The organism is Armatimonas sp., assembly GCF_031410135.1.
Taxonomy (GTDB): Bacteria; Armatimonadota; Armatimonadia; order Armatimonadales; family Armatimonadaceae; genus Armatimonas.
Window position 1 is genome coordinate 1 of record NZ_JANNYP010000661.1, and the last position, 12,053, is coordinate 12,053.

General features: G+C 59.4%; 14 protein-coding genes. 4 read left to right on the forward strand and 10 right to left on the reverse strand.

Annotated features, from left to right (window positions below):
- On the forward strand, positions 1–534 hold a 534-nt coding region (gene upp / locus RMO15_RS24135; protein WP_309718546.1), incomplete at its 5' end, for a uracil phosphoribosyltransferase.
- 1 nt (position 535) lies between these two features.
- Here the strand turns inward: upp and mnmE are convergent.
- From mnmE to RMO15_RS24150, 3 genes are read right to left on the reverse strand one after another with little or no spacing between them, the layout of a single operon-like run.
- Positions 536–1,858, reverse strand: a complete 1,323-nt coding sequence (gene mnmE / locus RMO15_RS24140) for a tRNA uridine-5-carboxymethylaminomethyl(34) synthesis GTPase MnmE (RefSeq protein WP_309718549.1) — start codon at positions 1,856–1,858, stop codon at positions 536–538.
- A complete protein-coding gene (locus RMO15_RS24145) occupies positions 1,855–2,373 on the reverse strand; it encodes a hypothetical protein (protein ID WP_309718552.1) in 519 nt (172 codons plus the stop codon). Before RMO15_RS24145 ends, mnmE begins: the two co-directional genes overlap by 4 nt.
- A gap of 14 nt (positions 2,374–2,387) precedes the next feature.
- On the reverse strand, positions 2,388–2,657 hold the full coding sequence (locus RMO15_RS24150) for a hypothetical protein (protein ID WP_309718554.1): 270 nt from the start codon (positions 2,655–2,657) through the stop codon (positions 2,388–2,390).
- Positions 2,658–2,780: 123 nt separating this feature from the next.
- On the opposite strand from RMO15_RS24150, the gene RMO15_RS24155 reads away from it, so the two are divergent.
- Both RMO15_RS24155 and RMO15_RS24160 read left to right on the forward strand, forming a co-directional pair.
- The gene (locus RMO15_RS24155; protein WP_309718556.1) at positions 2,781–3,719 is read left to right on the forward strand and encodes a hypothetical protein; all 939 of its coding nucleotides are present in this window, start codon (positions 2,781–2,783) and stop codon (positions 3,717–3,719) included.
- Positions 3,720–3,926: 207 nt separating this feature from the next.
- Positions 3,927–4,124: a hypothetical protein gene (locus tag RMO15_RS24160; protein ID WP_309718558.1), complete on the forward strand. Its 198-nt coding sequence runs from the start codon at positions 3,927–3,929 to the stop codon at positions 4,122–4,124.
- Here RMO15_RS24160 and moaA read toward each other — a convergent pair.
- Together moaA and RMO15_RS24170 are read right to left on the reverse strand one after the other, a co-directional pair.
- Positions 4,121–5,128 (reverse strand): GTP 3',8-cyclase MoaA, encoded by a 1,008-nt coding sequence (gene moaA / locus RMO15_RS24165; protein WP_309718561.1) that lies wholly within the window; start codon positions 5,126–5,128, stop codon positions 4,121–4,123. The genes RMO15_RS24160 and moaA overlap by 4 nt on opposite strands.
- Before the next feature lie 28 nt (positions 5,129–5,156).
- Positions 5,157–5,504, reverse strand: a complete 348-nt coding sequence (locus RMO15_RS24170) for an FmdB family zinc ribbon protein (protein WP_309718564.1) — start codon at positions 5,502–5,504, stop codon at positions 5,157–5,159.
- 16 nt (positions 5,505–5,520) lie between these two features.
- Between RMO15_RS24170 and murQ the strand changes: the two genes are divergently transcribed.
- The gene (murQ, locus tag RMO15_RS24175) at positions 5,521–6,420 is read left to right on the forward strand and encodes an N-acetylmuramic acid 6-phosphate etherase (RefSeq protein WP_309718568.1); all 900 of its coding nucleotides are present in this window, start codon (positions 5,521–5,523) and stop codon (positions 6,418–6,420) included.
- A 126-nt stretch (positions 6,421–6,546) separates the two neighbouring features.
- Here the strand turns inward: murQ and RMO15_RS24180 are convergent, their stop codons facing one another.
- The 5 genes from RMO15_RS24180 to RMO15_RS24200 form a co-directional block, all read right to left on the reverse strand.
- Positions 6,547–7,341 carry an inositol monophosphatase gene (locus RMO15_RS24180; protein WP_309718571.1) on the reverse strand — a complete coding sequence of 265 codons (795 nt, stop codon included), beginning with the start codon at positions 7,339–7,341 and terminating at the stop codon, positions 6,547–6,549.
- On the reverse strand, positions 7,338–7,736 hold the full coding sequence (locus RMO15_RS24185) for a hypothetical protein (RefSeq protein ID WP_309718575.1): 399 nt from the start codon (positions 7,734–7,736) through the stop codon (positions 7,338–7,340). The genes RMO15_RS24180 and RMO15_RS24185 overlap by 4 nt, the downstream gene beginning before the upstream one ends.
- Before the next feature lie 476 nt (positions 7,737–8,212).
- On the reverse strand, positions 8,213–10,795 hold the full coding sequence (locus RMO15_RS24190; protein ID WP_309718578.1) for an alkaline phosphatase family protein: 2,583 nt from the start codon (positions 10,793–10,795) through the stop codon (positions 8,213–8,215).
- A gap of 61 nt (positions 10,796–10,856) precedes the next feature.
- A complete protein-coding gene (locus RMO15_RS24195) occupies positions 10,857–11,039 on the reverse strand; it encodes a hypothetical protein (protein WP_309718581.1) in 183 nt (60 codons plus the stop codon).
- Between the two features lie 11 nt (positions 11,040–11,050).
- Positions 11,051–11,971: a DUF1559 domain-containing protein gene (locus RMO15_RS24200; RefSeq protein WP_309718584.1), complete on the reverse strand. Its 921-nt coding sequence runs from the start codon at positions 11,969–11,971 to the stop codon at positions 11,051–11,053.
- Positions 11,972–12,053 lie beyond the last annotated feature (82 nt).

Sequence of the window (12,053 nt, forward strand, 5' to 3'; positions counted from 1 at the left end):
CCCCTCGCGCGCCGCCTGACGACGCTGCTTGCTTTGGAGGCAACGCAAGACTTGCCGACGGTGGCGACGCCGATTACGACGCCCTTGGAGCCGATGGAGGGACAGACACTAGCGCATGGTTTGGTCGTCATTCCAATTCTGCGGGCGGGGCTTGCCATGCTGGAGCCATTTCTGGAGCTGTTCCCCGATGTCTCGGTGGGCTATATTGGGCTGGAGCGGGATCATGCGACCGCCGTGGCATCTAGCTACTACTGCAAGCTCCCCAACGTGGTGGGACAGACTACTCTGGTGGTAGATCCCATGCTGGCGACCGGCGGCTCGGCGAACCAGGCCATCGAGCTGGTCAAGGCCGCAGGGGGCACCGACGTGCGCCTGGTCTGTGTCGTGGCCGCTCCGGAGGGAGTCGCCGTTGTCAATGCCGCTCACCCGGATGTTCCCATCTATGCCGCGTCGCTAGACCGCCAGCTCAACGACAAAAAATACATCTGCCCCGGCCTCGGCGACTTCGGTGACCGGCTCTACGGCACGCTCTGAGCTACTTCCCGATGCAGAATCTTGAAAAAATCCCCTGAATGATCTCTTCGCGGGTGGTCTGGCCGGTGAGCTCACCGAGGGCGGCCATGGCGCCGTGCGTGTCTACGGCAATCAGCTCGGCGGGAAGCCCTGCGGCCAGCGTGGCTCTTGCATCGGCAATGTGTAGGGCAGCGCGTCGCAGGGCATCCTCGTGGCGGGCGCGGGTGACCAGTGGGGCGTCGGCGGCGGGCTGGGAGCTGCCCACAACGGCCTGCGCCAGCTCCAAAAGGCCCGCACCGGTTTTTGCGGACACGGAGATAACGGGTACAGTGCCGAAGCTCTCTCGCTGTGGCGTTGCCAGATCTGACTTGTTGATCGCAACCACGACATTTCCCGCAGGAAGTGCTGTTGGCATCGGAGCCGGGCGGGTGGCATCCAGCACCACAATGATCACATCCGCAGTGGCGGCGGCGGCTTGGGCGCGCTCCACCCCGATCTTCTCCACCACATCGTCGGTCTCGCGCAGGCCCGCTGTGTCGAGGAGGCGCACCGGAACCCCGGCGAGAACCAGCTCCTCGGCGAGGATATCGCGGGTCGTACCCGGAATCTCCGTGACGATGGCGCGCTCGGCTCCTGCCAGCGCGTTGAGTAGCGATGACTTCCCGACATTGGGTTCGCCCGTGAGCGCGACCGTGATTCCCTCGGTGAGCTTTCGTCCGTAGCGGGCTCCTTCCAGAAGTTTTTCCAGTCGGATAGCGGCACGGGCAAGAGGCGCTTCCACGGTCTCGGGAACCAGCTCCCCCACATCCTCGGGAAAGTCTATCGTGGCCTCTAAGCGAGCCAGCGCCTCTTGTAGGTCCGAGGCGATTGCACTTGCTTCCCGTGAGAGGCTGCCCTCAAGCTGCCGACGGGCCACGCGCTGGGCTGCAACCGAGCGCGCCGAGATAAGATCCGCAAGGGCTTCCGCCTGTGCCAGATCCAGCTTGCCATTATGAAACGCCCGCTCAGAGAACTCCCCTGGTCGTGCAAGGCGTGCTCCGGCACTCAAGAACGCCCCTAATACTTGCGCAAGGGTGACGGCTCCCCCGTGTCCCTGAAACTCCACAACATCTTCGCCCGTGAACGAGTGCGGGCCAGGAAACCGCACGATCAGGCCATCATCGAGGGCTTCGTCACTGGAAAGAGCATAGGCGGTAGCGCGGGAAAGCGTTCGGGGAGCAAGCCTCGCCACAGAGCGCCGCACCACGCGAGCGGCGATGGGAACAGCATCAGAACCGGAGAGTCGAATCACTCCGACGCCCGCGGGGCCGCTTGCCGTTGCGATCGCGACGATAGTGTCACTCATCGCGGAGGGGCGGCAAAGGGGCGCTGGCCGGGAAGATCAAGGGGCGCAACCTCAGAGTTCATGTCTTGAGCGCGTGAGCCACCCCCGAGGCGATCCATCCCCGGAATCATCTTGGTGGCTCCCATCAGAAGTGGCATGATGGTCACAGCGGCTAAAATCCCATTGAGCAGTGTGCCGACAAGCCCGAACAAGATATTCCACCAGCCAATCTGAGCCTTGCGCTTATCGTCTAGCATTAGGAAGACCATCCCGACGGGGATCGAGATCATGGGAAAGACAATACCAAGTGCCACCGAAGACCAGAACGCGGCGGGGGACTCTTGGCGCAGGTCGGCAGAGTAGGCCGGGCGAGCAACAACAGGAATCGCGCCTGCGCCTCCTGAGGGAGTGGGCATGGCAGCCGATGGAGCCGATGGGGGAGCCGCCGTCAAGCCTCGGCCACACTTCCAGCAGGCCGCTTGGGTGGCAAAGTTATTCGACCCGCAGGCCGCACAGACAACACGCTCGTTGGACATCGCTGCTGACTTTCTTACTGAGGCATGTTGGGTTCGGGGCGGGCCAAACCAGGGCCGTCACCTGTCTTTTCAAACGGATTGAAGCCACTGCTACGGAAGGCCATAAAGCCCAGAGCCCCTAGAGCCACGATCACGATCAATACTAAACCAGCACGACGGCCTTTCTCCTGTGAGGAGACCTTGGGAGTGATCACATCCGTTGTTGTGGTGACACTGGTTGAGTTAAATTTCTTCAGATTGAGCCCACCCGACTCATTCCTGGGAGAATTGCTGTTTTCGGCCATAGTATCCTCGTTGTACCATGCCGTAGAAAAAGAATCTTGAAACTTTTGCTTCCGCAACCGATTCTAACGGCATACACATCTTATACGTCATTATGAGACAGATTGTGACCAAGAGCGCAAAAAATGAATCCTGAGGAAATCACGACCGATACACTGCAAGAAGAGGCCTTCGCCGCACTGCTGGCCAAGACCCTTCCTGCACCGTCGCTTCAGCCACTACCCCGTGGTCTGTCGGAGCGTATTGCGGCGGCCACCGACGCCCGCCCGACGTTCTGGGAGCGCCTCACGGTATCTTTACGTCCCGCCCCGGTTCGTTTCGCGCTGGGGGGGGCTGTCACGGCAGCGGCTCTCTGTGCTGTCTTTTTGCCACGCCTACCCAAAACAGAGCCCACAAGCCCAATTAGAGTCGCCATAACTACTCCTACGCCTGCTCCCATAGTGCCAGCCTCACCCGAGCCAGTACGCAATGAGACGGCGGTCCCGACTCCCAGCCCCGCGCCCGATGCGCAAGAACAAGCGACTCCACTTGTTGCTAGCCCGGCTCCGGTAGTAATCGCGCCAACACCTCGTCCCGTTGTGCCTGGCACAGATAAAAGACAAGCGGAGACTGTTGCTTCTTGGAAGCGAGCCGGAATGGTCGCGCTTAAAGAGAAAGCCCAGATCGGGTTTGATCCATCGCATGTCTCAAAGTCGGTCGCTCCCATGCCGGAGATGTCTCGTCCACAAGGTGCTCAGGGAGTTGCGCGTATCTCCGTGGGGGGACGGACTGCGGCTACCAAGAGTGAGACCGAGAGCACTCCGACACCCGCACCGGCAGTCGTTCAACCCGCAACCCAGGTTGCACGTGCTCCACGGATTGAGACGACTCTCGTCAGTGGTGACATTGAGGACGAAAAACTGAAAGTGACGGAAGAAAAACCCTTTCAATTGGCTCTCGGGGTGACGAAAGAACAGATGAAGCAAGAGGGCAAGATCGGGTCGCTTTACTCGGGAACTTCGGGTGCCGAAAGCGCATCACGATCCAGCTCAAATCTAGGTTTGCTTAGTGCGCCCGTAAAATAGGGATGATACAATTGGGCGGTGCATGGCGGAGCCATAGTGCGCATTGGGAGGGATGAGATGGGACGGACAGCCCTTCGCTGCACATGTGGGCAGCGTGTTGGAGAGCGGGAAGTTCTACGGGCCGGGTACTACCCGAGGCCCTTTGGCCCTAGTTATGTCCTGGTACGCTACCGATGTTCTCGTTGCCGAAGACGAGGCGAACAGTTCTTGCGCCAGGAAGAGTGGGATCAAGGAATTCTTTCCGATGCCACCCTTGAACTCGATCTCTCTACCCAAGGAATTCTAGCGACAAAGGGGCCCATCACACTTCGTGAGCAGGCAGACTTTCACCACCAGCTGGACTCGCAAGGGCTTCAAGATTTAATTGCAGAGTTTGAGTCCAAGTCCGACGAAAAAGCGTCCTAGCCGCCAATCTGAGACATCGTGCGCAGGCTCCCGCCGCGTGCGAGGCGTCCCTCAAAATCACTCTGGATGGGCTTGTGTGACAGCGCCGTGGCTGCATGTGCCAATATCTCACTCTCCGTACAACCGGCTCGTAGAGGAGCCATCAAGTCGTACTCGAAGTTATCGGCAAGGCAGGGGACGAGCTTGCCATTGGCGGTGAGCCGGAGCCGGTTACAACCGTCACAGAACTTATGGCTGATGGGGTTGATCACGCCCACCGTACCCAGGGCTCCCGGAATCTTGAAGTTTCGGCTCGTGCTCTCCGGCGAGTCGTTTAGCGTCTCTAGGTTTGGCCAGAGGTTTTTGAGGGTTGCGACGGCTTCTTCATTGCTGACGTACTGCGCTCGCCACTGGGCATTGCTCACCTGACCAATGGGCATGTACTCCAAAAAACGCACCGAGATCGGTCGCTCTATGGTGAGGTGTCCAAACGCCTCGATCTCATCATCGTTGATGCTGCGCATCAAGACACAGTTGAGCTTGATGGGAGAAAAGCCGACAGCAAGGGCTGTTTCCAAGCCCTGCCAAGCGCGTGCAAACTCCTCGCGGCGGGCTAGCTTGACAAAGCGCTCTTCTTGAAGCGTGTCCATGGAGATATTCACGCGCCGAATCCCTGCATCCCAGAGCGCTTGGGCATCACGGGCAAGCAGAATCCCATTACTGGTGAGGGTGACTTCCTGAATGCCAGGAATCGCTGTTAAGCGGGCCGCCAGCTCCGGGGTGTTCTTGCGCACCAGAGGCTCGCCACCCGTGAGGCGCACTTTCTTCAGCCCCGCACTGGCCAGCGCCCGCACGACTTGCTCGATCTCATCAAAGCTCAGGACATTGTCCAGCTCCTCGTAGGGGACGCCTTCGGCAGGCATGCAGTAGACGCACCGAAGATTGCAGCGATCTGTCAGCGAGATGCGCAGATACTCGATGCGACGGCCAAAGGAGTCTGAGAGAGCGAGGGGGAGTGGAGTCATTCCTGAGAAGTATACCCTGCCTGATAGGTTATGGCGTTGTGGGCTTAGTCTCGGTCTTCGCCGCAGGAGCCGGAGGCGTCTCCGTTTTTGTTGTCTCCGTTTTGGTTTCGGTTGTTGCCGTCTCCGTCTTGACTTCGACGGGCTTGCTCTCGCCTTCTGTTGTGGTCTCTTTGGTAGTAGGCTTGGCCCTGGGGGCTTCTTTCTTGGAGTCGTTGATGTAGAAACCCTCGCCCTTAAACGAAATCCCGACAGGGTAGATGATCTTCTTAACGGGGCTGTTACACTCTTCACACTCGGTGATACGTGGGTCGCTCATCTTCTGAACCCGCTCAAACTCATGGCTGCACACGGTGCAGCGGTATCCGTAGGTTGGCATAGGGTAAGATTTTATCATGAACACACTTCCGAGTACCGAACTTGTCAACCCGCACACCGATGGCATAGATCGCCTGCCCACCGACGAAATGCTTCGCCGCATCAACGACGAGGATGAGAAAGTCGCCGGGATCGTCCGGGGCTGCATCCCCGAGATCGCCCGCGCCGTGGATGCCATCGCCGAGGGACTGCGAGCCGGGGGCAGGCTGATCTATGTCGGGGCGGGCACCTCGGGCCGCCTTGGCGTGCTCGATGCCAGCGAGTGCCTCCCCACGTTCGGCGTCTCTGTCGAGCAAGTCTTTGGCATCATCGCCGGCGGAGAGCGTGCGCTCACCAAGGCGATTGAGGGAGCCGAGGACGATAGGCAAGCTGGCTCCGATGTGATGGACAGCGTCTATGTCGGAAAGCACGATGTCATCGTCGGCATGAGCGCCTCGGGCGGCGCTCCCTACGTGCGCGGCGCGATTGCCCGAGCGAAAGAGCTGGGAGCCATCACTGTCGGCGTTGCTTGTGCCACGCCCGCCCCGCTCTGCGATGATGCCGATATTCCAATTCAGGCTGTGGTGGGGGCAGAAGTGCTCCAGGGCTCGACGCGGCTCAAGTCCGGCACGGCGCAGAAGCTCATCTGCAACATGCTCAGCACCGGCGCCATGGTCAAGATCGGCAAGACCCTTGGCAATCGCATGGTAGATGTTCAAGCCACTAACATCAAGCTTGTCGCCCGCGCCACGCGATTGATTGCGGACTTGGGCCAGACGGACGAAACCACCGCCGCCCGGCTTCTCACCGAGTCCGGCGGGTCGGCGAAAGTCGGGATCGTGATGGCCCGCAAAGACGTGGATGCCAGCACTGCCCGCGAGCTGCTCGCTGCCGCAGGGGGATTTTTGGGCGTGGTGCTGGACGTTACGCCTGTCTGAAGCCGTCCCGAACCCATCCCCTCGGCCCCCTTCCCTCTCCGAAGGAAGGGGCTGGAAAACCCTCCCTAACCCTCCCTGCCCTGAGGGAGGGTGCCGAGGAACGAGGCGGGTGGGTTCTGACAGGTGTTAGTGGGTGTTAAAAGCCTCGTCAATCAGGCTCAGGTAGGCGTCCTGCACCCCTTTGCCACAGACTACGCTCCCGGGGATGGGGCCGTCGCAGCGGAGCGGGTTGCCTTTGAGATCCGTCACGCAGCCGCCTGCCTCGCGGACGATCAGGTCCATTGCCGCCACGTCCCAGGGCTTGTCGCCCCGGCTGATCATCCCGGCTAGCTCGCCGCGTGCGACTAATAATCCGGCGTAGACCATCGAGCAGACTTTTAAGATCTTACTGCCCTCGCGCTCTAGGAGGCTTGGGAGCTCGGTGAGCTCGCCCACGGGAAAACCGCTCCACCAGATTCCCTCCACATCGGTGACCGTGGCACGCAGGCTCGTGCCGGTAAACGCGGTGAGGGGGACTCCGTTGCAGAACGCGCCGCGTCCGCGCTCGGCGGTGTACATCCGGTCGGCGTGAAAGTCATAGATCACTCCGACTTCGGTGATGCCGTTGACTACCAGCCCAAGAGAGAACGCAGACGTGGGGATTCCGAGGGCGTAGGGGATCGTGCCGTCAATGGGATCACAGACCCAGACATGATCGGCACCCTCGTGGGGCTGGCTGGACTCCTCGCCAATGATTGCGTGGTCGGGGTAGATTCTTGAGATCTCGCGAATGACTAAATCATTGATGGCGATATCCGCCTCGGTGACGGGGGTGTTATCGGACTTCCAGGTGCTCTCACGCGCCGTGGTAAAGATCGTACGCCCAATCTCCCCGGCTTGCCTAGCCAGGGAGACGGCGGTTTCTAAATAGGTTGTATTCACTTCCCTATTGTAACAGAGAGCTCCGAGATTAGTTTCTTGATCGTCGCTTTATCCAGCTTGGTCCCATCCATCTGCATTGTCCAGACCACCACGGTACGCTTTGAGTTCGTCGTATCCCGCTGGGCAAGGGCGAGCGTAACCGTCGTATCACCGGCCCGAGCGGGGGGAGCAGAGACGAGAAACGACAGGTGTTTAAGCTTGTGCTTCTTTACAAGGGCATTGATCTCATCAAGGCGCGTCTTTAGCTCCTCTGCCGTGTAGCCACCGTACTGGGCACCCTTGGGATCGCTGACTTGTACAAACGACCACTCCAGCGTGGGGTGCTTCTCGATGAGCTGATCCACTTCGCGGGCTAATGTAAAGAAATCCTCGCTGAGAGTAGGTGTGTAGACCACTATTTTTGCTTCAGCAGTACTGGCCGGACTCACGCCCCTCACTCGCCCATACGTTGCGGGATTTAGTGCCGCTCGCTCCAACCAGCGACCCGATGCCGCTGTTGCAGAGATTGTTGGTAGGTGCTTGCCGATTTGAATAGGACGCTGCCTTGCATAACCTAGAGCAGAAGCACTTAAGCCCAATAGGGTGAGAGTAACTGGAAGATAGGTTTTCATAGTAGCATTATGACGAGAGTGGCTGGGAAAACCGCGAATCTGTCTCAAATCCCGTGCGGCCCCATTTTACTGACGAGGGATGAGGAGGCGGCACGGAGTGCCCCAAAAGCCGCACGATTTCCGTGCAGGCTAGCGAACCTGGCAGCAGCGCTAGCGGGTGCCGCGTCGGCGCTGTAGGGCTTGCTCACGCCGCTTGTGACCACGCTCCGAGGGGTCTGTGCCAACCGGAGAGAAGGCCTCAGTCTCAGGACTGAGCGGCCTCAGCGCTGACGCAGTGAGTCAATGAACCGGGGATCGTCGAGGGGCACATCGGGTTTTTCGCCGCGCCGTTTTTTAAACTGCGGGTCAGACGGGTCAAATGTGTCGGCAGGCTTGAAGACGCGCGGATCGGCGGGGGTGTGCTTGTACGGGGTGAAGTCCGGCGTCGTGGTGAACATCTCCGAGAGATCGGTGGCGAGGGTATCACAGAGGTTGTTGGGGCCAAGCCCAAAGAGCCGGTAGATGGTCTTGAGGATGCTCATGATGCTCGTGTGCTGGTGCGCGACGTAGTGCTTCTTCATCCACGGGCCGATCCCTAGCACAAAGCTGCGGTGCCGGTCAATATGGTCGCCGTCGCCCCCGGAGTCGTCCTGGGTTACAAAGATCGCCATTTTCTTCCACTCGGGCTGCTGAGAGAGAAACTCGACAATGCGGCCCAGCGCCAGATCGTTGTCGGCCATGTAGCTGGCGGTGTAGGGGTAGCCGCGCTCGGGGCGCTTGCCCGCGCCGTGGTCGTTGCAGATGGCGATATTGATAAAGCGTGGCAGTGCGCCTTTATGCTTCTTCCGGTAGTCCACGATGTCCTCACGAAACCAGTCGGCGCGGGCGATATCGGGGATATTGTTGTTGTAGGCGGGGAAGTTAAAGCAAGTATTGTCGTAGAGCACCTTGGGCATCGGGAAGTTGACAAGCATGTTTGCCCCGGACTTGCTCACTGGCTCGCCTTCGTCGTTGTGGGGGAGCTCGTAGCCCTCGCCGTAGTTGCGGAAGCTAATTCCACCCCGCGCTAGGTGCTCCCAGAGCGAGCCGTTCTCTAGATAATCCTCGGGGATCTGACTGCCGTTGGAGCCAAAGCTGATCATGCGGCCCCGGGCACTCTCCGAGAGCGAGAAGTTCCAGCCGGAGTAGAACACGCGCGTCGTCCAGAGGCTGGGGTAGACCCCGACGAGCCATCTGTGCCCGTCGCCAGAGGCATCGGGCTCCATGTAGAAGTTGTCCGAGATGCTAAACTGCCGCGCCAGCTTGAGGTGGTTGGGCATGATCGGGACGCGCTCATCCTTGCCATTTTCACGAATCCAGCCACGCTCGCCCCACTCGGCGTACTCTGGCTCGGCGGCGGCGTTCTCTAGCGTGCCGAAAATCCCATCAAAGGTGTGGTTTTCCTTGGTGATAAAGACCACGTACTCGATCTCTTTGGGGAGCTTGGGCGCGGGAGCAGGTTTGGGTATCAGCCCGTTGTTCGCGAGCACGGCTCTTGTGGTGCTGGCTAAGTTCAGGCTTGTCAACGAGACGGCGTCCACCATGCCGGGCATTGCGGAGAGTCCGGAGCGCTCATCGGAAGCCGGGCGTGGGTTCTTGGTGCCGCTGGGGCCGCGACCCAGGCCTTTCTGCGTGCCGATATAGAGCGTTTTCTCGTCTTGGGAGAGCACGCACTGCGTGGGAAACCACCCTGTGGGGATATGGCCCAGCACGATACCCGCCTTAGGGTCAATCACCGCCACGGCATTGATTCCGGCCTCACAGACATAGAGCCGTGTCCCGGCTTTATTGAGCGCCATGCCCGTGGGGATCACGCCCCGCAGGAGCGCTGTCTCTTTGGTGGGTGTGAGCTTGATGCTCTTGAGGGACTTCATGGTCGCGACATCGAAGAGCTGCACCGTGTCGTTGTTGGCGTTGCTGACAAAGAGCAGGCTCCCGCGCAAAAGCAGCGCATTGGGCGCACTGCCGCCCACAGACTTGCCGCCATCGGCAGGCGCATGGATTAAGATCCCCGTCTTGGCCTTCGCCGTCACTTTGGGCATACTCGGATTGCTCACGTCATAGGCCCAGAGGCTCTGCGCATCCGGCACATAGGGGCTTCCCAGGCCCGGCACTTTCCGTCCCTCGCGCTCCACGCCGTTCTCTGCCTCTTTCGAGGGGAACCCAAACGCTGGGACGTTCAGGCCGCGCTTGCTGCCGCCACTTCCGGGCGCAGGTGGCGGGACGAGGCTGTAGTCGAAGATGCCGATATTGGCGATAAAGAGCCGCTTGCCGTCGGCGGAGAGCACACATGAGTACGGCTGCCGCCCCGCAGGCACTTCGGCGGCGACTTTCCCTTCCTTCAGATCAAAGACCACCACTTTCTGCCGCGCCACGTCCACGCCGTAGACCCAGCGCTCGTCGGGGGAGAGGGCGATGTCGTTGATGTAGGCTTCTTTATCCGCCGCGATCTTTACCGTCTCCGCGTCCCAGTCTGCCGTGCTGTAGATCTCGATCCCATGCCCCGCATCGCCGCTGGAGACGATATAGCGGCTCCCGTCTTTGGTAAACACCCCGGAAAAGCCCGCGTCACGTCGGTTAATCACCTTGGGCTTCGTCTCACCCGTCCCTAGCTGCCAGAGCGCCAATCCTCCCTCAAAAAGCCCCGTCAGTGTCTTACCATTGGGCGAGAGCCCGACGCTCCATAAGTTCTCACGCGGCACCCAGAGCCGCTTGCCCAGCGGCGTGACAAAGCGTCCATTGGGCAGAATCGTCGTTCCGCCGGGCACGACTTTCGCGAACTGCGTGCCTGCGGGGGCACCAAAATGAGGGAATGTTTTTTGCATGGTCTAAAATTCAGAGAGGCCCCCGAAGGAGCCTCTCGTTTACGTGTCTAAGTGCCGGTGGCTACTTACCTTCTTTTTCGGCTCTCAGCGCCGCTGTTGCTGCTGGATTCGGAACGGCTGGTGGTGTATCTGCACCAGGCTGTGTTTTTGCTGCGTTCTGATCAATAACCGTTGGTTCCGGTTTTGAACAGCCTGCGACTGCAAGTAGTGCCAGCATACAAACACCTAAGAACTTGATTTTCATGAGAGATGCTCCTAATCTAGCCAGAGGCAGTTTGTGCCACCGGTTGCCGGACAGCGTGGGTAGTTGGCAAAGATCCAGTCTGTCACCTGATCACAGCGCAATGTGCCGGGAATGTTGGTGCCATCGGCTTGTACTGTTGGCTGGGAAACAATATAACCAGGATCAGCACAGTAAGCTCTGCGGCCAATATTCGCATTGGCAGGCATGACCATACGGCCATTAAAACCACCCGTCATAAAGCCACCGATCATCTTGACGTTCTTGGCATGACCATCCATGAAGCCCATGTTGTACTGCGCTCCATGCCGCATCTGGGAGTTGCGGTTCATGGTGCCCGCGCCGTCCATTGCAAAGCCGATACCGACCGTTGCGCGTGGTGTATCGTAGGTATCGCCGTAGGCGAACATCTCCGCCGGAGAGTCAATGGAGGCAATAGAAGTGCCCAGATGATGATTTCCTGGTGCCGGGCTACCACTGCCACAGAAGCCCGCTCCAATCGGTGTGGATCGCCCCATCAGGCCACCACCACGGTAGTTGATCGGTCCCCAGTTGTAGCCATAACCCGCCAAGCGGCTCTGGGTGAAAACACCACCCACACAGCCATTCGCTACACCTGCCGCACTACCCTGAGTGCGAGGACCACCATTGGTGCGATCGGGGCAGTTTAGAACATCTAAGTTTTTGATGTAAGGCATGAGCTCTGTCCACCACTCCCAGCCACCACCACGGCCCGAGGGAGTCGTTTCATCGTAGTCCTGAACGTACATCATCATGGACGTTCCAATTTGCTTGACGTTAGAGAGACAGGCTGCACCACGGGCTTTTGCACGGGCTTGGGCGAAGACGGGGAAGAGAATGGCAGCGAGAATCGCGATGATCGCGATGACGACTAAGAGTTCAATTAGGGTGAAATTTCGATTGGTCTGTTTCATTGTTGTTTCGGTACCTCAAGTTATGGGGTGGGGATTTCCTACGCGACAAGTCTATCTGTGACAAGGGATTCGCAGATTAACA